Here is an 18,757-nt window from a genome sequence, read left to right as displayed (position 1 = left end):
CGAAACGCAGGTAAAAGCTTTGAGCTTCAAGCTGCAAGTAAAAGCAGATTGCGGTGTTTCAGTATCGTCAGGCTTGCAGCTCGCAGCTTATAACTTGCAGCTGATTCGTGCTATCGGCGAACGACCAGATACAAACCGACAGCCACCATGATGCCCGCTGGCCAATGCGCCAATTCGAGCATCGGGCCACCGGCGGCGAGAATCGCACCGCCCGCCAGATGGGCACAACCGAGCAGTCGCAGGAACCAGTCGTCCTTGCGTTTGTGCCACGGCGGCGGTGGGTCGTAGGCGTGTGGCTGGGACATGCGCTCGAGCAGATCGCGGGCCATGTTGGCCAGGTGCGGCAGTTGTTCGAACTGGCTCTGGACGTTGCCGAGCAAGGTTTTCGGGCTGACGCGCTCGCGCATCCAGCGCTCAAGGAACGGCTGCGCAGTGTTCCACAGATCCAGATCGGGATAGAGCTGACGGCCGAGGCCTTCGATGTTCAGCAAGGTCTTTTGCAGCAAAACCAACTGCGGCTGCACTTCCATGTTGAAGCGCCGCGCCGTCTGGAACAGGCGCATAAGCACCTGGCCGAATGAAATATCTTTTAACGGTTTTTCGAAGATCGGTTCGCACACGGTACGGATCGCCGCTTCGAATTCGTTGAGCTTGGTTTCTGCCGGCACCCAGCCCGAATCGATGTGCAACTGCGCCACGCGGCGGTAGTCGCGCTTGAAGAACGCGAACAGGTTGCGTGCCAGATAATCCTGGTCTTCCGGGGTCAGGCTGCCGACGATGCCGCAGTCGATCGCGATGTACTGCGGGCTCCACGGGTTAACGGTGCTGACGAAGATGTTGCCCGGGTGCATGTCGGCGTGGAAGAAACTGTCGCGGAACACCTGGGTGAAGAAGATCTCCACGCCGCGTTCGGCGAGCATTTTCATGTCGGTGCGCTGATCGGCGAGGGTCGCCAGATCGGTCACCTGAATGCCGTAGATGCGCTCCATCACCAGCACTTTCGGCCGGCACCAGTCCCAATAGACTTGCGGCACGTAGAGCAGCGGCGAACCTTCGAAGTTGCGCTTCAACTGGCTGGCGTTGGCCGCCTCGCGCAGCAGGTCGAGTTCGTCGTAGATGGTTTTTTCGTAGTCCTGCACCACGTCCACCGGGTGCAACAGACGCGCGTCGGCTGACAGTTTTTCAGCCGCGCGGGCGAGGATGAACAGCCATGCGAGATCCTGCGCGATGATTGGCTTCAGACCCGGGCGGATCACCTTGACCACCACTTCTTCGCCGGTTTTCAGCTGCGCGGCATGCACCTGTGCCACCGAAGCCGAAGCCAGCGGCTGGACGTCGAAACGGCTGAACACTTCGCTGATCTTCTTGCCGAGCTGCTCTTCGATCAACTTGATCGACAGCTGCGAGTCGAACGGCGGCACGCGATCCTGTAGCAGCATCAGCTCATCGGCGATGTCTTCGGGCAAGAGGTCGCGGCGGGTCGAGAGAATCTGCCCGAACTTGATGAAAATCGGCCCCAGATCCTGCAACGCCAGACGCAATCGCGCGCCTCGGCTCAGCTCCAGCGTCTTGCGCGGGAACCAGCGCCACGGCAGCACGTAACGCAGCGCCAGGAGAAACCAGGGCAGCGGCAGATCGAACAGCAGGTCATCGAGGCGGTAGCGGATCACGACGGACTGGATGCGCAGCAGACGGCGGACGGCGAGCAGCTTCATGCGTTATCGCTTGGGTCGAGGGATCGGGAAAGGCGCTCGAAACGCGCCTCGAGACGTTCCAGATCAAGTTTGATCCGGTCCAGTTCGCTGAACCGCGCTTCGGCTTCGCGCTGCCCGACGAGGGTGCGCGATTCTTCGGCGAGGTATTCGGCGAGGTTCTGGTTGAGGCTGGCAAATCCTTGTTGATACCAGCGCGCGCGGCTGCGCAGATGACCGCCAACCAGTTGCGTGGCAACCGGCCCGAGCCAGCGCGAGAGTTCGTACTCCCAGTCCAGCTCAAGATCCTGCAACACGCCGGCCAGCTCCAGCAGCACGCCGCTGTCGCCATCGAGTTCGACTTCCGGGGCATGCAGCACCGCGGTCTTGTCTTTGCTCAGGGCCAGTTTCAGCAGGCTGGACGCCGGCGCACGCAGGGTGCAATCGACGCCGGTTTCCCAGTGCGAGGCCAGCATCAGGCCTTCATCGCTGGGTAAAATGAACAGCTGCAGCGCCGGACTGCGGCAATCGACGGCAATCACCTTGCCGGTCAAATGCGCCAGCCGCGGCAGCGCCGTGCTGTCGAGACGCAGCACCCGGTTCAGGCCGAGTTCAACGCTGGCGAGCAGCCCGGTGAGCAGCATCAGGGCTTGATGCCGCGGTGCAGGGCGACGATGCCTGCGGTCATGTTGTGATAGGTCACACGGTCGAAACCGGCATCAACCATCATCGACTTCAGGGTTTCCTGATTCGGGTGCATGCGGATCGATTCAGCCAGGTAACGATAGCTTTCCGAGTCGTTGGTGATCAGCTTGCCCATCAGCGGCATGAAAGCGAACGAGTAAGCGTCGTAGGCTTTGGACATCAGCGCGTTGGTCGGCTTGGAGAATTCCAGCACCAGCAGACGACCGCCGGGCTTGAGTACGCGCAGCATCGAACGCAGGGCGTCTTCCTTGTGCGTCACGTTGCGCAGGCCGAAAGCGATCGTGACGCAGTCGAAATGATTGTCCGGGAAAGGCAGTTTTTCTGCGTCGGCCTGGACGAATTCGACGTTGCCCGCCACACCCAGGTCCAGCAGGCGGTCACGGCCGACCTTGAGCATGGATTCGTTGATGTCGGCCAATACCACCTGGCCGGTCGGGCCAACGAGGTGCGAAAACTTTTTGGTCAGGTCACCGGTGCCGCCGGCGATGTCGAGCACGCGATTACCGCTGCGCACGCCCGACAGCTCAATCGCGAAACGCTTCCACAAACGGTGCATGCCGCCCGACAGAAGGTCGTTCATCAAGTCGTACTTGGCGGCTACGGAGTGGAACACCTCAGCGACTTTTTCCGCTTTCTGGCTTTCCGGAACGTTTTTGAAGCCGAAGTGAGTGGTGGGTTCGGCATCGCTGCCTTTGCGCTGATCAGTCATATCGCTGTCACCAAAAGAGAATGCGCGACATTCTAATCCCCAGGGCATGCTTTGTCTTGGAATGGCTAAAGGTAAGATGAGCAACCTTCGGGACGATTTGCCGCAGACGCGGTCAAGATTTACCGACAAGCATTCGTAGCTGTATTCAAAAAGAAGGAGCCACCCAATGGCCAAAATCAGTGTTGAGCGTGCCCACAGCCTGGGCAAGGAAGCCGCCCGCGAGAAGGCCGACAAGCTGGCCAAAAAGCTTAATGAACAATACGGCCTGGAGCCGCAATGGTCAGGCGACGTATTGAATCTCAAGCGCTCGGGTGTGAAAGGCGCGGTGCATGTTGGCGATGACTCGATCCGCGTCGACGTGGAACTGGGCCTGATGATGTCGGCCATGAGCGGCATGATCAAAGCCGAGATTGAGAAAGCCCTCGATAAAGCGCTGGTCTGATCGCGATTTTTCGATAAACCGAGATCTCCTGTGGGAGCGAGCCTGCTCGCGAAAGCGGTGTGTCAGTCGACTCAACTATTGACTGATACGTCGTATTCGCGAGCAGGTTCGCTCCCACATTTGTTTTGGGGTGCCCCTGCTGTTTATGTCAGTTGTTAGGGTGCCGTTTCTAATTTTTCTACTTACTTTGTGCCTGAGCCCGACACTTTCGCGGGCAGTTCCTCAAACCTTCTGCGCGTGAGGTGCACCATGGCCAAAGTAATTTTGAAGAAAAAAATCGACGCTTCGACTTCTGCTCTGAGCGACGTCAAATCCTATGCCCGCAAGATCTGGCTGGCAGGCCTGGGTGCCTACGCCAAGGTTGGCCAGGAGGGCGGCGAGTACTTTCAAGAGTTGATCAAGGCTGGTCAAACTGTTGAAAAGAAAGGCAAAAAGGTCGTCACCGAAAAACTCGAAGCGGCCAATGCCGAAATCGACGAAGCCCGGGATGAAGTCAGTTCTTTCAAAGGTCGCGTCGAAGTTCAGCTCGACAAGGTCGAGAAGGCATTCGACACCCGTGTAGCAAGCGCCTTGAATCGTATCGGCATTCCGTCTAAACATGACGTTGAGACACTCTCTGCTAAGCTCGATGAGCTGACGGCATTGCTCGAACGCGTCGCGCGTAAATCTTAAGGAGAACGGGATGGCTGGTAAAAAGAACACCGATAAAGAAGGCAGCTCGTGGATTGGGAAAGTCGAAGACTACTCCCGCAAAATCTGGCTGGCTGGTTTAGGCGTGTACTCGAAGATCGACACTGACGGCAGCAAGCTCTTCGATACATTGGTCAAAGACGGCGAGAAAGCCGAGAAGCTCACCAAGTCTGCAGTCGGCAAAAAAGTCGATGCCGCCAAGGATTCTGCTTCTTCTGCCAAGTCGCGCATCAGCGGCGTGAAAGATCGCGCGCTGGGCAAGTGGGACGAGCTCGAAGGGGCTTTCGACAAGCGCCTGAACAGCGCGATTTCGCGCCTGGGCGTACCGAGCCGCAATGAGGTCAAGGCCCTGCACAGCAAGGTTGAAACCTTGACCAAGCAGATCGAAAAACTCACCGGCGAGAAGGCACGTCCTGTGGCGGCGAAAACCGCTGCGGCAAAACCGGCAGCTAAAACTGCAGCGGCCAAGCCAGCAGCCAAAACCGCGGCCAAGCCATTGGCCAAAGCGGCTGCCAAACCTGTAGCGAAAGCCAAGGCTGCGGTTAAATCCGTAGCGAAAACGGCGGCCGCCAAACCTGCTGCAAAAGCCGCGGCCAAACCGGTCGCTGCTGCCAAGACCGCTGCCAAGTCGGTTGCCAAACCTGCAGCAAAAGCAGCCGCCAAGCCAGCCGCGAAAACCGCTGCTGCCAAGCCCGCAGCCAAACCGGCTGCAGCGAAGAAGCCGGCAGTGAAAAAACCGGCCGCGCCGAAAGCCGCTGCGCCAAAACCGGCCGCTCCAGCAGCCAAGCCTGCGACCCCGGCAACCCCGGCCAGCGCGTCGAACTCCGCCGCTGCACCGACCCCGGCCGCAACCCCGACTGCTGCATCGACCCCGTCGACGCCAACCAGTCAGTCCTGATTTTCCAGGGCAAAACAAAACGCCCGGCCTGTGAAGGTCGGGCGTTTTTGTTTGTGCGTTTTTAAAGCTTACCCTCATCCCGGCCCTCTCTCAGAGGGAGAGGGCTGGGGTGAGGGGCTTTTGATGTCAGTCATGATCTTCCAGATACTGAAGAGCCATCCGCTCAGTCGCCACCTTCACCGGCGGCAGCAAATGCGGCGCCACCAGCATCATGATCTGGTACACGACCAGGCGAACCTCGCCTTCGCGATCCAGAATCCGCTGATAATCCAGCGAAAACAGCAACGTCATGGTGATCTGCTCCACCAGTTGCCCCAGCGCCTGGGTATCACTGACCAACTGCCCCGAAGCCTTCAACCGCGCCAGCAACGACGCCAGCGTGCGCTTCAACGCATTGAGCAGATGACGAATGCCCTTCGCCAGTTTCGGCAATCGCCCCGCCAGGTTCGACAGGTCCTGAAACAGGAACCGGTACTGCGCCAGCCGCTCGACGATCAAATGCAAAAACAGCCAGTAATCCTCCGGCGCCAGTTCCACGTCCGGCGGTGGATCCAGCAGCGGTGCCAGTTCATTCTGGAAGCGATCGAACAGACCGAGTATCAACGGTTCCTTGCCGTGAAAGTGGTAGTAGAGGTTGCCAGGGCTGATCCCCATTTCGTTGGCAACTTCCATGGTGGAAACGTTCGGCTCGCCCTTTTCGTTGAACAATTGCAGAGCACATTCGAGAATCCGGTCGCGGGTTTTCATCCAGTCTTCTTAGAAAAGTTCGGTTAAGCGTCAGCGCACACGCACGTAAGTACCGGGTGCTGCCTCCATCGGTGGGTAGTTCGGGTTGCCGAGGGTCATCTGGGTTTCGTGCTGGGCGCCCGAGCGCTGCTGAATCCATTCCAGCCACTTCGGCCACCAACTGCCGTCGACGTGTTTGGCGTCGTAGTACCAGGCGCGTGGATCACTGCTCATCTTGCCGTTCTCGACATACGCGGCTTTCGGGTTGCTGGGCGGGTTGAGAATGCTCTGCACATGGCCGCTGTTGGACAGCACGAAACGGCGGTCGCCACCCAGTAACAGGGTCGAGCGATACACCGCATCCCATGGCGTGATGTGGTCGTTCATGCCGGCGACGCTGAAACTGTCGACCGTGACTTTCTGTAGGTCAATCGGCGTGCCGCACACTTCCAGCCCGCCCGGGTGGGTCAGCGGGTTGTGCTTGAAGAAATCCAGCAGGTCGCCGTGCAAGGCTGCCGGCAGACGGGTGTTGTCGTTGTTCCAGTAGAGAATGTCGAAGGCTGGCGGCTCCTTGCCCAACAGGTAATTGTTGACGAAGTAGCTCCAGATCAAATCATTCGGGCGCATCCAGGCGAACACCTTGGCCATGTCGCGACCATCCAGCACGCCTTTTTGATAGGAGCGACGCTTGGCGGCTTCGAGGGTCTGCTCATCGGCAAACAGCGTGGCCGGGGTTTCGATCTGGCTGTCGAGCAGGCTGACCAGGTAGGTGGCGCTGGAGATACGGCGCAATTGCCTCTTGGCCTGCAAATGACCTTGCAGTGCGGCGATGGTCAGGCCGCCGGCACAGGCACCCATCAGGTTGACCTCGCGGGCGCCGGTGATCGCCCGGCACACGTTCATCGCTTCTTCCACGGCCTCGACATAAGTCGACAAGCCCCACTCGCGGTGGCGCACATCCGGGTTGCGCCAGCTGATCATGAAAGTCTGCAGGCCGTTCTTCAGGGCGTACTGCACGAAGCTGTTCTGCGGGCTGAGGTCGAAAATGTAGTATTTGTTGATTTGCGGAGGTACCACCAGCAGCGGCTTGGCGTACTGTTTTTCGCTCATCGGCTTGTACTGGATAAGCTCGAGCATCTCGTTGCGAAACACCACCGAGCCTGGTGTGGTGGCAACCGTTTTACCGACTTCGAAAGCCTGACGGGTCACCTGCCGTGGCAGGCCATCGTTGTGCAGCAGATCATCGAACAAATGACTGAGGCCGCGCACCAGACTGTTGCCGCCGGAGTTGAACAGCTCCTTGATCGCCAGCGGGTTGAGCAGGGTATTGGACGGCGCCACGGCGTCGTTGAGCAGGGTGAAGGCGAAGTGGGCGCGGGCGCGGTCCTCCGGGTTCATGTTGCTGTCGTCGATCCAGCTCTTGACCTGCTTCTGCCAGGCCAGATACGCCTGCAGACTGCGTCGATAAAACGGATTGAGGCTCCACGCCGGATCGGCAAAACGGCTGTCATGCGGATTGGTGGGATGCAGGGTCTCGCCGAGCAGCACGCGACCGAGTTGGCCACCCAGTTTCAGGGCGTGCCTGGCGCTGTGGACCGGGTTGCGCAGACCATGGGCGGCGACGCTGCGCAGCGTCGAGATCAGATCCCGACCGCGCAAACCGGTGATCGCACTTTGTGCGTTGATGAACACGGCCGGGCTTGGCACTACGCCCGTCGCTGGTTTGTCGCGCATGACTCAACACTCCTTCGTCTTCAGGCCAAAAACAAACTCACCGAACCAGAACACCATAGACGCTGTTATGGATTGCTGCCTGCGCGGCGTCCTGCTGCGCACTCTGTGTAAAGCCCTGCATAAAGCCTGCCGCAGCGATCAGCCGCCCAACGGTGACGGGTGCGGGTGCATCACCGCTCGCTGACGTTCCTCCTGGAGGAATTTCATGATGATCGGTGCCACAGCTTCGGCACGGGTAATCAGGAACAGATGGCCGTCATCGATGATGTGCAACTGGGCGTTGGGAATTCGCCAGGCGAGCATGCGCATATTGACCAACGGGATCAGTGGATCGTCGTCGCCGGCCAGCACCAGCGTCGGTTGATTGATCTTGTGCAGCCAGTGAATGCTGGTCCAGCCAAGGCCGGCGAACAGTTGCCAGTAGTAACCGAGCTTGCCCGCCGAACGCACTTTCGCGGCATGGCTGGCAGCCAGCGTTGGGTCGCGGCGAAACGAGCCGCCGTAGATCATCGGCGCGATGCGGATCACATGCGACGGCTGGATGTAGCGCCTGGGGCTGGCCATCATCCACAGCACCTTCGGTTTGCCCGGCACCATCACGGCACCGGCAGCGGTCGCCGCGAGCACCAGCTTCTTGCAGCGCTCGGGGTAGTCGTAGGCGAATTGCTGCGCGAGCGCGCCGCCCCACGACACGCCGATCACATTGACCTGACCGTAGTCGAGGTAATCGAGCATCCGCGACGTCAGTTTGGCCAGGCCAGGAAAACGGTATGGCCGATTGGGCGTCGAGGAGCCGCCGACACCGGGCACGTCGAAGGCGATCACTTCCAGATCCGGGTCCAGCGCCGCGACAAATGGAAACACCAGCTCCAGGTTGGCGCCGATGCCGTTGAAAATCAGCAAGGGCGTCAAGTGAGGCTTGCCGGGGCGTACCGCCGTGCGGAGGGTCTGGCCATCCAGCTCGACGGTACGGAATATGAACGGTTGCGGCATGCGTCAGGCCCTTCGGGTTAGAGTGGAGCAGCTACAAGCCGCAAGCTTCAAGCAGAACTTGCTCAGCTTGCGGCTTGTAGCCTGTGGCTTGCCGCTATCTTTCATGTACGTAAGTGCCCGGCGATGCTTCGCCCGCCGGGTAAGCCTTGTTGCCCAGTTTGGTCGGGGCCTTTTTCAGGTTGCCCGCCCGCTCGGCCTGCCACGCCTGCCAATGCAGCCACCAGGAATCCGTGTGCTTGGTCGAGTTCTCTTGCCAGTCTTCGGCATTCGCGGCCATCTCTTCGCCGGTCATGTATCGGGACTTCGGGTTGCCCGGCGGGTTCAGAATGCTTTGGATATGGCCGCTGCTCGACAACACGAACTCCACTTTGCCACCAAACAATTGCGCCGACTTGTAGCAAGACTTCCACGGGGTGATGTGGTCATTGGTGCCGGCCAGCGAATAGATATCGGCGGTGACCTGCTTGAGGTCGATCGGTGTGCCGCACACTTCCAGTGCATTGGCACGAATCAGTGGATTGTTTTTGAACATCTCGATCAGGTCGCCGTGGAACGCTGCCGGCAACCGTGTGGTGTCGTTGTTCCAGAACAGGATGTCGAACACCGGCGGCTCGTTGCCGAGCAGGTAGTTATTGACCCAGTAGTTCCAGATCAGGTCGTTGGGGCGCATCCACGCGAAGACCTTGGCCATGTCTTTGCCCTCAAGCACACCGGCCTGATACGAATGGCGCTTGGCGGTCTCCAGGGTCTGTTCGTCGACGAACAGGGCGACGTCACTGTCCAGCGTGGTGTCGAGCACGCTGACCAGCAGGGTCAGGGCATTGACCTTGTTCTGGCCGAGCGCCGCATAGTGGCCGAGCAGGGCGGTGCAGGTGATGCCGCCGGAGCAGGCGCCGAGCATGTTGATGTCTTTGCTGCCGGTGATCGCGGTGACCACGTCGACCGCCTCTTTCAGCGCATCGATGTACGTCGACAGGCCCCACTCGCGCTGCGCCTTGGTCGGGTTACGCCAGCTGACAATGAAGGTCTGCACGTTGTTGCGCAGGCAGAAACGCGCCAGGCTCTTGTCCGGGCTCAGGTCGAATACGTAAAACTTGTTGATCTGTGGCGGCACCACCAACAGTGGGCGCTCGTGGACTTGCTCGGTGATCGGCCGGTACTGGATCAGCTCCAGCACGTCGTTGCGAAACACCACGGCGCCTTCAGTCACGCCCAGGCTTTTGCCGACCTCGAACGCGCCCATGTTGACCTGGCTCGGCATGCCGCCGTTGTGCACCAGATCCTTGGCCAGATGGGAGAGGCCGTCGAGCAGGCTTTTGCCACCGGTTTCGAAGAAGCGCTTGACCGCTGCGGGGTTGGCTGCGGTGTTGGTCGGGGCCATGGCCTCGGTCATCAGGTTGATGACGAAGTGGCCACGCGCGATGTCTTTGGGCGACAGGCTGCTGTCGTCGATCCAGGCATGGAGTTCCTTGCGCCACGCCAGATAGGTTTGCAGATAACGTTTGTAGAGCGGGTTCTGGCTCCACGCAGGATCAGCGAAGCGGCGGTCATCGCCTGCCGGTTGCAGTTCGGATTTACCAAACAGCACGTTTTTCAGTTCGAGGCCGAAATGGGTGACGTGCCTGACGCTATGGATCGGTTGTTTGATGGCCTGTTTGAGCACCATACGAGCAGAGGCCAGCAGATCCTTTCCGCGCAGCCCAACGACGGGATTAAGCCCCAAGGTGTTTTCCGAGGCTTGATACTTCAGGTCATCGTTATTCTTGTTACTCATCTACGACGCTCCATTGTCCTGAGACGAGTACCCGGCTATCTGCTGTGCAGTTCCACAGCGATTGCCAGGTACTACTGCTCGGGTGACCGTTAATTCTGCATAGCTGCTTTACAGTCGTAGAGCACTGCAGGGAACTTGCCAGCTCCATTGGTTACCCGAGTTTAATTTTTTTCGCAAGCGGGCCGATCCTCGACGCCACAGCGGAGCATTCAAACAGATGAAGTTAGAAAATGCCCTCTAAAGAGCAGGACCCTCGGACTAGAGCATCAGCTTGACGATTGACTCGTCCGGATCACGGGTTTTACCAGCGGCTTTGAGCTCGGCCAGATAATCGGCCCAGAGTGCGTCATGACGTCGCCCCAGCTCATAGAGATATTCCCAAGTGAACAAGCCACTGTCGTGGCCGTCATCGAAGGTCAGTTTCAGTGCGTAGTGACCGGCCGGTTCCAGCTTGCTCAGACCGACGTTGAGCTTGCCGAATTGCAGGATCGGTTTGCCGTGGCCCTGGACCTCGGCGGAGGGAGAGTGCACACGCAGAAATTCCGCGGGCAGGGTGAACTCCTCGCCGGACGCGTAGGTGAGCGTCAGGGTTTTCGAGGCTTTGTGAAGTTTGATGTCGCTAGGAATCATAGGAAAAGCCTTCAGATGCAAGCTACAAGCGGCAAGCTTAACTCAGCTTGCCGCTCGCGGCTTGCAGCTTGCAGCTTGCAGCTCTACAGAATGTAGCGGGACAGGTCTTCGTTCTGCGCCAATTCGCCGAGGTGGCTGTTGACGTATTCAGCGTCAATCAGGATCACCTTGTCATCGTGACTGCTGGCCAGATCGCCGGCACTGAACGACACCTCTTCCAGCAGGCGCTCGAGCAGCGTGTGCAGGCGACGAGCACCGATGTTCTCGGTCTTCTCGTTGACCTGCCAGGCGATCTCGGCGATGCGCTTGATGCCTTCGGGCTGGAACTCGATGTTCAGGCCTTCGGTTTTCAGCAGCGCGCAATATTGCTCGGTGAGCGAGGCATGCGGTTCGCTGAGGATGCGTTCGAAGTCTTCCGGGCTCAGGGCCTTGAGTTCGACGCGGATCGGCAGACGGCCTTGCAGCTCCGGTACCAGATCGCTCGGCTTGCTCAGGTGGAATGCGCCAGACGCGATGAACAGGATGTGGTCAGTCTTGACCATGCCCAGTTTGGTGTTGACGGTGCAGCCTTCAATCAGTGGCAGCAGGTCGCGCTGCACACCCTCGCGGGACACGTCGACGCCGCCGGAATTACCGCGCTTGGCCACTTTGTCGATCTCGTCGATGAACACGATACCGTGCTGCTCGACCGCTTCGAGGGCCTTGGCCTTCAACTCTTCTTCGTTGACCAGACGCCCGGCTTCTTCGTCGCGCACCAGTTTCAACGCTTCTTTGACCTTGAGCTTGCGCGACTTCTTCTTGCCCTTGCCCATGTTGGCAAACAGGCTTTGCAACTGGTTGGTCATCTCTTCCATGCCCGGGGGCGTGGCGATCTCGATGCCGGCCACTTCGGCGACTTCGATCTCGATTTCCTTGTCGTCCAGCTGACCTTCGCGCAGACGCTTGCGGAACAGCTGACGCGTGTTGGAATCCTGACTCGTCGACTCATCGCTGTTCAAGCCCATGCGGGCCGGCGGCAGCAGTGCGTCGAGGATGCGATCTTCGGCGGCGTCCTCGGCGCGATGGCGAACGCGGGACATTTCCTGTTCGCGCAGCATCTTGATCGCAGCATCGGCCAGATCACGGATGATCGACTCGACGTCACGGCCGACATAGCCGACTTCGGTGAACTTGGTCGCTTCGACCTTGATGAACGGCGCGTTGGCCAGCTTCGCCAGACGACGGGCGATCTCGGTTTTACCGACACCGGTCGGGCCGATCATCAGGATGTTCTTCGGGGTCACTTCAACGCGCAGCTCTTCAGGCAGCTGCATGCGGCGCCAGCGGTTGCGCAGGGCAATCGCGACGGCGCGCTTGGCATCGTCCTGGCCGATGATGTGGCGGTTGAGTTCGTGGACGATTTCGCGGGGAGTCATGGACATAATTTTTGGCGGTCCTCAAGCAGAAAAAAGCCGTGGCACGGGGCCGAGTCAGGCTTCTTCAGCGAGATCCTGCTCCTCAATGGTCTGAGTGTGGTTGGTGAATACACAGATGTCGGCGGCGATACCAAGTGCGGTTTCGACGATTTCGCGAGCCGACAGATCGGTCTTTTTCAGCAGCGCGCTGGCCGCAGCCTGGGCGTAACCGCCACCGGAGCCCATGGCGATCAGGCCGTTTTCCGGTTCGACCACGTCACCGTTGCCGGTGATGATCAGGGATGCATCCTTGTTGGCGACCGCGAGCATGGCTTCGAGGCGGCTGAGGGAACGGTCGGTGCGCCATTCTTTGGCGAGTTCGACAGCGGCGCGGATCAGGTGGCCCTGATGTTTCTCGAGCTGGCCTTCGAAGCGTTCAAACAAGGTGAAGGCGTCGGCGGTGGCACCGGCAAAGCCCGCAATGACCTGGCCGTGGTACAGGCGACGAACTTTCTTTGCGTTGCCTTTCATCACGGTGTTGCCGAGAGAAACCTGGCCGTCGCCGCCCATGACGACTTTGCCGTGGCGGCGGACTGAAACGATGGTGGTCAAGGGAAGAGTCTCCACGCAGCGGGGCGAAAATGCCTATGCCCATTCATATGGGGGTGGCGCGGAGGATTTCAACTGCGGGGCGGGAGAGGGGACGAGCGGTGGTGTGCCTGTTGCAGGCTTTAGTGTTTGTCGGTGCGCCTTCGCGAACAGGCTCGCTCCCACAGGATTTACCCTGGCCCTGTGGGAGCGAGCCTGCTCGCGAAGAACGATGACGCGGTGCTACTGGCGAAATCAGCGGCTCTGGCGTTGTTGTAACAACAGGTTGCTGAAGCCGCTGCCGGCCAGTTGTTTTTGCGCCGTGGTCAGCTGTTCACGGTTGCTGAACGGGCCGACCAGTACGCGATACCAGGTCTCATCTTTCACCGTACCCGACTCAACCGCCACCGCCTGGCCGAGCAAAATGATCTGCGCCCGAACCTTGTCCGCATCCGCCTCTTTGCGGAACGAACCGGCCTGGAGGAAGAATTTGGTCACCGGCGCTGCTTTCACCGGAGGTGCCGGCGGCGGGGTAATGCCTGCCAGTGCGGCCTGAGCCCGCGCAGTGTCGATTTTTGCTGCTTCCGCCGGGGTGACCGGTGTTGTCGGCACTTGCGGCGTCGGCAGGGTTTTCTCCGGTACGGCGTCCGCCGGCACGATCACTTCCGATTCCGGCAGCAGGGTGTAGAAGTCGTACTTCGGCTTCACCGGTTGCGTCGGGCTCGGCGGGGTCTTGTTGGCTTCGGCGATTTTCGCTTTCTGCTGTTGCTCGACCTTCTCGCGCTTGACCGTGTCGCTGCCTTTGCCAGGCTCCAGCTTCATCAGGAACACGATGAACGCACCGACCGTCAGGCCGATGGCCATCCACAGCCAACCCGGGATCGGCTGCTTCGCAGGCGCCTGGTAACGGCTGGCGCCACGTTTGGGGGCAGGTTTTTTCTTGGCAGCCAACTTACATACGCTCCAGAGTTTCCAGACCCAACAGCTCCAGGCCTTGCTTGAGGGTGCGACCGGTCAACGCGGCCAGACGCAGACGGCTCTGCATCTGGGCCGGGGTTTCGGCGGTGAGGATCGGGCAGTTCTCGTAGAAGCTCGAGAACAGGCCGGCGACGTCGTACAGGTAGGTGCAAAGAATGTGCGGCGTGCCTTTATCGGACACGTTGTTCAGCACTTCGCCGAACTGCGCCAGCTTGGCTGCGAGCTCATGTTCATGTGCCGCTTCGAGGACGATCTGGCCGTCGACTTCGCTGAAATCCTTGCCCAGTTTGCGGAATACACCGGCCACACGGGTGTAGGCGTACAGCAGATACGGCGCGGTGTTGCCTTCGAAGTTGAGCATCAAATCGAAGTTGAAGCTGTAGTCGCTGGTGCGGTGTTTGGACAGGTCGGCGTATTTCACCGCACCGATGCCGACGACCTTGGCGATGTTGCGCAGCTCGTCTTCGGCAAGCTCCGGGTTCTTCTCCTTCACCAGGTTGTAGGCGCGGTCCTGAGCTTCGGTCAGCAGATCGATCAGCTTCACGGTGCCGCCGTCACGGGTCTTGAACGGACGGCCATCGGCGCCGTTCATGGTGCCGAAGCCCATGTGCTCCATTTCCATCGGATGGGTCACGAAACCGGCCTTGCGTGCCACGGCAAACACTTGCTGGAAGTGCAGCGCCTGACGCTGATCGACGAAGTACAGCGCGCGGTCGGCTTTCAGTTTGCCGCTGCGATAGCGCACGGCTGCCAGGTCAGTGGTGGCGTACAGGTAGCCGCCGTCAGCCTTGACGATGATCACCGGCAGCGGGTCGCCGTCGGCGTTCTTGAACTCGTCGAGGAACACGCACTGGGCGCCGTTGCTCTCGACCAGAATGCCGGCCGCTTTCAGGTCGTTGACCACATTGATCAGGTCGTCGTTGTAGGCGCTTTCGCCCATCACGTCGGCCATGGTCAGTTTGACGTTGAGCAGTTCGTAGATCTTCTGGCAGTGCGACAGCGAGATGTCCTTGAACTTGGTCCACAGCGCCAGGCACTCGGCGTCGCCGGCCTGCAACTTGACCACCAGGCCACGGGCGCGGTCGGCGAATTCGGCGGACTCGTCGAAACGCTGCTTGGCGGCGCGGTAGAAGTTTTCCAGGTCCGACAGTTCGTCGCTGGTGATCGGGTTCTCTTGCAGATAGGCCATCAGCATGCCGAACTGGGTGCCCCAGTCGCCAACGTGGTTCTGACGGATCACTTCGTCGCCGAGGAATTCAAGTACGCGCGCCACGCCATCGCCAATGATGGTCGAGCGCAAGTGGCCGACGTGCATCTCTTTGGCCAGGTTCGGCGCAGACAGGTCGACCACGGTGCGCTGCGCAGGACCTGCCTTGCGCACGCCGACATGGGCGTCGGCCAGGGCAGCGTCGAGTCGCGAAGCCAGCGCCTGAGTGTTCTGGAAGAAGTTGATGAAGCCCGGACCGGCGATTTCGGCCTTGGTGACGTTCTCGTCAGCCGGCAACGCAGCGATGATTTTTTCCGCCAGATCGCGCGGCTTCATGCCTGCAGGCTTGGCCAGCATCATGGCGATGTTGCTGGCGAAGTCGCCGTGAGTCTTGTCACGCGCGTTCTCCACCTGAATCGCCGGCGTCAGGCCTTCAGGCAACACACCTTCGTTGACGAGTTGGGTGAGGGCTTGTTGGATCAGCTGGCGAATGGTGTCTTTCATGGTCTTCTCTTTCGACCGCAAGCGCGGCGGCGCATCGATGCGCGGGTGGAAAAACTGGGCATTATCCGTTGCGAAGACGGGCTTGCCAACCTTAGCAGGCAGCTTATGGATATGTGGTGACAAATAGACCGCTTTCGCGAGCAGGCTCGCTCCCACATTGGATCTGCGGCGTTTATACATTATGTGTCTGGCATCAATCCCTTGTAGGAGCGAGCCTGCTCGCGAAGGTGATCTTCAGGTCAATACAAATCGACCGGATCGACATCTAAAGACCAACGCACCGCCCGCCCGCTCGGCATCTGCTCCAGGACCAGCAACCAACTGGCCAGCAGCCGATGCAGCGGTGCCCGCGCTGTCGCCTGCAGCAGCAACTGCGCGCGATAACGCCCGGCACGCCGCTCCATCGGCGCCGGCACCGGCCCAAGCAGTTCAATCCCGTTCAGCCCCTGCTCGACCAGTAAACGCTCCGCCTCGCTGCACGCCTCATCGAGAAAACCTTCGGCCTGCCCCGGCTTGTGCGCTTCGGCACGCAGCAGCGCCAAATGCGCGAACGGCGGCAGGCCGGCGGCGCGGCGCTCGCTCAAGGCCTGTTCGGCAAAGGCGAAATAGCCCTGTTCGGTCAGTTGCACCAATAAAGGATGGTCGGCGAGGTGGGTCTGAATGATCACCTTGCCAGGCTCTTCGGCCCGGCCGGCCCGTCCGGCGACCTGCACGATCAGCTGCGCCATGCGCTCGCTGGCGCGGAAGTCGCCGGAGAACAAACCACCGTCGGCATCGAGAATCGACACCAGCGTCACCCGCGGGAAATGGTGCCCCTTGGCCAACATCTGCGTGCCGACCAGAATGCAGGGCTGGCCCTTCTGGATCGTCGCGAACAGCTGATTCATCGCGTCCTTGCGCGACGTGCTGTCGCGGTCGACCCGCAGCACCGGGTAATCCGGAAACAGAATCGCCAGGCGTTCCTCTGCGCGCTCGGTACCGGCGCCGACCGGGCGCAGATCGACCTTGTTGCACTTCGGGCATTGGCGCGGCGTGCGCTCGACGTAGCCGCAATGGTGGCAGCGCAATTCGCCGTGGCGCTGGTGCACCGTCATCCGCGCATCGCAGCGTGAACATTCGGACATCCAGCCGCAATCGTGACAAAGCAGCGTTGGTGCAAAACCGCGACGGTTGAGGAATACCAGCACCTGTTGCCCATTTGCCAGGGTCTGGCCAATGGCTTGCTGCATCGGCCCGGAAATCCCGCTGTCCAGTGGGCGGCTTTTCACATCCAGGCGCAGGAAGCGCGGTTGCTTGGCACCGCCGGCGCGTTCGTTCAGGCGTAGCAGGCCATAACGGCCGGTGTAGGCGTTGTGCAGGCTTTCCAGCGAAGGCGTGGCGGAGCCGAGGACAATCGGGATGTTTTCCTGCCGCGCGCGCACCAGCGCCAGATCACGGGCGTGGTAGCGCAAGCCTTCCTGCTGCTTATAGGAGCCGTCGTGCTCTTCGTCGATGATGATCAGCCCCGGATTCTTCATCGGGGTGAACAGCGCCGAGCGGGTGCCGATAATAATGTCGGCCTCGCCGTCGCGGGCGGCGAGCCAGGCTTCGAGGCGCTCGCGATCATTTACGGCCGAGTGGATCAGGGCGATCCGCGCGTTGAAACGTTGTTCGAAGCGCGCCAGCGTCTGCGGACCGAGGTTGATCTCCGGGATCAGCACCAGCGCCTGTTTGCCGGCCTCGAGGGTTTCGCGGATCAGCTGCAAATAGACTTCGGTCTTGCCGCTACCCGTGACGCCGGCCAACAGGAACGCGTGATAACTGTCGAAGCCTGCGCGAATCGCCTCATACGCGGCGCGCTGCTCGGGGTTGAGCGGCAGCTCCGGTTGCGCCAGCCAATGTTCATGGCGTGCGCCGGGTGCATGGCGGCGGATCTCGACTTGCACCAGATTTTTCGCCAGCAGCAGATCGAGGCTGTCCTTGCTCAGCATCAGTTTGCTCAGCAACTGATGGGCGACGCCGTGAGGGTGTTGGGCCAGCGTGGTCAAGGCTTCACGCTGACGCGGCGCCCGGGCGATGCGCGGATCATCGACGCTGGCGCCCGGCATTACCGACCAGAAGCGCTCCTGTCGGGCTTCGGCCAGTTCACCCTGACGCAATAGCACCGGCAGCGCCCAGCTCAAGGTGTCGCCGAGGCTGTGCTGATAATACTGGGATGTCCAAAGGCACAGCTTGAACAGCGCTGGCGGCAGTGGCGGGGTGGCGTCGAGCAGGGCCAGCGCCGGTTTGAGTTTCTCCACCGGCACTTCGCTGGTGTCGGTCACCTCCACCAGAATCCCGATCATCTCGCGTCGGCCAAACGGCACCCGCAGGCGCATGCCCGGCTGCAACTGCGCGCGCAGTACGCCGGCCGGCGCCCGATAGTCGAACAGGCGGCGCAAAGGCGAAGGCAGGGCGAGGCGCAGAATGGCGTCGGGCACGCGGGGGGATCTCGATCAGCAGACGATTAAAAGGACTGGGCACATAACCTGTGGAGCGAGCTTGCTCGCGAAAGCGGTGTGTCAGGCGGCGAAAATGCTGGCTGATAGATCGTCTTCGCGAGCAGGCTCGCTCCCACAGGGACAGCGCAATGGGTCGGGAGCCTAGCAGACGGTCGGTTCTGTGTCCTCCATCAGGAAAGCGTTCAATGCTGACGAGCGGTAACGCAGCATGATGTCAACGGCCGCCGTCAGCATTGAACAGCTTTTCTGATGGAGGGCACCCGGGACAGCTTGCGTGATTGCAAAGGTCTGGTAGAATCCGCGGCCTAATTACGTGCGGTATTCAACAATAGTGTTGGATGGCGGCACGCTAGCTGAGGAAGACACCATGAAAGCTGATATCCACCCGAATTACCCAGTCATCGCTGTTACCTGCAGCTGTGGCAACAAGTTTGAAACCCGTTCGACCTTCGGCAAAGCTCTGCCAATCGACGTGTGCAACGAATGCCACCCGTTCTACACCGGTAAGCAAAAGACTCTGGACACTGGCGGCCGCGTTCAGCGCTTCGCAGACCGTTTCGGTGCTTTCGGCAAGAAACCTGCTGCTGCAGAGTAAGGTTGAAGAGCCCGGTGGG

17 protein-coding genes are annotated in these 18,757 nt (G+C 60.3%); 4 read left to right on the top strand and 13 right to left on the bottom strand.

Annotated features, from left to right (window positions below):
• Nucleotides 1–110 precede the first annotated feature (110 nt).
• From ubiB to ubiE, 3 genes are read right to left on the bottom strand one after another with little or no spacing between them, the layout of a single operon-like run.
• The gene (gene ubiB, locus JJD74_RS11695) at nt 111–1,715 is read right to left on the bottom strand and encodes a ubiquinone biosynthesis regulatory protein kinase UbiB (RefSeq protein WP_042557246.1); all 1,605 of its coding nucleotides are present in this window, start codon (nt 1,713–1,715) and stop codon (nt 111–113) included.
• A complete protein-coding gene (locus JJD74_RS11690; RefSeq protein WP_042557247.1) occupies nt 1,712–2,335 on the bottom strand; it encodes a ubiquinone biosynthesis accessory factor UbiJ in 624 nt (207 codons plus the stop codon). Before JJD74_RS11690 ends, ubiB begins: the two co-directional genes overlap by 4 nt.
• On the bottom strand, nt 2,335–3,105 hold the full coding sequence (gene ubiE / locus JJD74_RS11685) for a bifunctional demethylmenaquinone methyltransferase/2-methoxy-6-polyprenyl-1,4-benzoquinol methylase UbiE (protein ID WP_008080626.1): 771 nt from the start codon (nt 3,103–3,105) through the stop codon (nt 2,335–2,337). The genes JJD74_RS11690 and ubiE overlap by 1 nt, the downstream gene beginning before the upstream one ends.
• 166 nt (nt 3,106–3,271) lie before the next feature.
• Between ubiE and JJD74_RS11680 the strand changes: the two genes are divergently transcribed.
• The 3 genes from JJD74_RS11680 to JJD74_RS11670 all read left to right on the top strand — a co-directional run bounded on the left by JJD74_RS11680 (nt 3,272) and on the right by JJD74_RS11670 (nt 5,135).
• Entirely contained in the window at nt 3,272–3,547 is a 276-nt protein-coding gene (locus JJD74_RS11680) for a polyhydroxyalkanoic acid system family protein (RefSeq protein ID WP_042557248.1), read from the top strand.
• Nucleotides 3,548–3,796: 249 nt separating this feature from the next.
• Nucleotides 3,797–4,219 carry a phasin family protein gene (locus tag JJD74_RS11675; protein WP_047299389.1) on the top strand — a complete coding sequence of 141 codons (423 nt, stop codon included), beginning with the start codon at nt 3,797–3,799 and terminating at the stop codon, nt 4,217–4,219.
• Nucleotides 4,220–4,229: 10 nt separating this feature from the next.
• Entirely contained in the window at nt 4,230–5,135 is a 906-nt protein-coding gene (locus tag JJD74_RS11670; RefSeq protein WP_042557250.1) for a phasin family protein, read from the top strand.
• A gap of 126 nt (nt 5,136–5,261) precedes the next feature.
• Here the strand turns inward: JJD74_RS11670 and JJD74_RS11665 are convergent, their stop codons facing one another.
• The 10 genes from JJD74_RS11665 to JJD74_RS11620 all read right to left on the bottom strand — a co-directional run bounded on the left by JJD74_RS11665 (nt 5,262) and on the right by JJD74_RS11620 (nt 18,122).
• A complete protein-coding gene (locus tag JJD74_RS11665) occupies nt 5,262–5,882 on the bottom strand; it encodes a TetR/AcrR family transcriptional regulator (RefSeq protein ID WP_042557251.1) in 621 nt (206 codons plus the stop codon).
• Nucleotides 5,883–5,912: 30 nt separating this feature from the next.
• On the bottom strand, nt 5,913–7,595 hold the full coding sequence (gene phaC / locus JJD74_RS11660) for a class II poly(R)-hydroxyalkanoic acid synthase (RefSeq protein ID WP_042557252.1): 1,683 nt from the start codon (nt 7,593–7,595) through the stop codon (nt 5,913–5,915).
• Between the two features lie 138 nt (nt 7,596–7,733).
• A complete protein-coding gene (gene phaZ / locus JJD74_RS11655) occupies nt 7,734–8,588 on the bottom strand; it encodes a poly(3-hydroxyalkanoate) depolymerase (RefSeq protein WP_042557253.1) in 855 nt (284 codons plus the stop codon).
• A gap of 94 nt (nt 8,589–8,682) precedes the next feature.
• Nucleotides 8,683–10,362 carry a class II poly(R)-hydroxyalkanoic acid synthase gene (gene phaC, locus JJD74_RS11650; RefSeq protein WP_115145997.1) on the bottom strand — a complete coding sequence of 560 codons (1,680 nt, stop codon included), beginning with the start codon at nt 10,360–10,362 and terminating at the stop codon, nt 8,683–8,685.
• A 258-nt stretch (nt 10,363–10,620) separates the two neighbouring features.
• Complete coding sequence (locus JJD74_RS11645) at nt 10,621–10,992, bottom strand: gamma-butyrobetaine hydroxylase-like domain-containing protein (RefSeq protein WP_042557255.1); 372 nt, start codon at nt 10,990–10,992, stop codon at nt 10,621–10,623.
• An 83-nt stretch (nt 10,993–11,075) separates the two neighbouring features.
• On the bottom strand, nt 11,076–12,413 hold the full coding sequence (hslU, locus tag JJD74_RS11640) for an ATP-dependent protease ATPase subunit HslU (protein ID WP_200613929.1): 1,338 nt from the start codon (nt 12,411–12,413) through the stop codon (nt 11,076–11,078).
• Between the two features lie 48 nt (nt 12,414–12,461).
• Nucleotides 12,462–12,998, bottom strand: coding sequence for an ATP-dependent protease subunit HslV (hslV, locus tag JJD74_RS11635; protein ID WP_003220875.1), 537 nt, complete (start codon nt 12,996–12,998; stop codon nt 12,462–12,464).
• Between the two features lie 231 nt (nt 12,999–13,229).
• A complete protein-coding gene (locus JJD74_RS11630) occupies nt 13,230–13,925 on the bottom strand; it encodes an SPOR domain-containing protein (protein WP_150593934.1) in 696 nt (231 codons plus the stop codon).
• 1 nt (nt 13,926) lies between these two features.
• Nucleotides 13,927–15,663 carry an arginine--tRNA ligase gene (gene argS / locus JJD74_RS11625; protein ID WP_200613926.1) on the bottom strand — a complete coding sequence of 579 codons (1,737 nt, stop codon included), beginning with the start codon at nt 15,661–15,663 and terminating at the stop codon, nt 13,927–13,929.
• A 239-nt stretch (nt 15,664–15,902) separates the two neighbouring features.
• A complete protein-coding gene (locus JJD74_RS11620; RefSeq protein ID WP_047299391.1) occupies nt 15,903–18,122 on the bottom strand; it encodes a primosomal protein N' in 2,220 nt (739 codons plus the stop codon).
• A gap of 388 nt (nt 18,123–18,510) precedes the next feature.
• Here JJD74_RS11620 and rpmE point away from each other — a divergent pair, with 388 nt between their 5' ends.
• Complete coding sequence (gene rpmE / locus JJD74_RS11615) at nt 18,511–18,738, top strand: 50S ribosomal protein L31 (RefSeq protein WP_016984589.1); 228 nt, start codon at nt 18,511–18,513, stop codon at nt 18,736–18,738.
• Nucleotides 18,739–18,757 lie beyond the last annotated feature (19 nt).

The organism is Pseudomonas sp. MF6776, from assembly GCF_016613125.1.
GTDB classification, from domain to species: domain Bacteria; phylum Pseudomonadota; class Gammaproteobacteria; order Pseudomonadales; family Pseudomonadaceae; genus Aquipseudomonas; species Aquipseudomonas iridis.
Note: the sequence above shows the minus strand (reverse complement) of the source record. Positions and strands in the feature narration are given on the sequence as shown.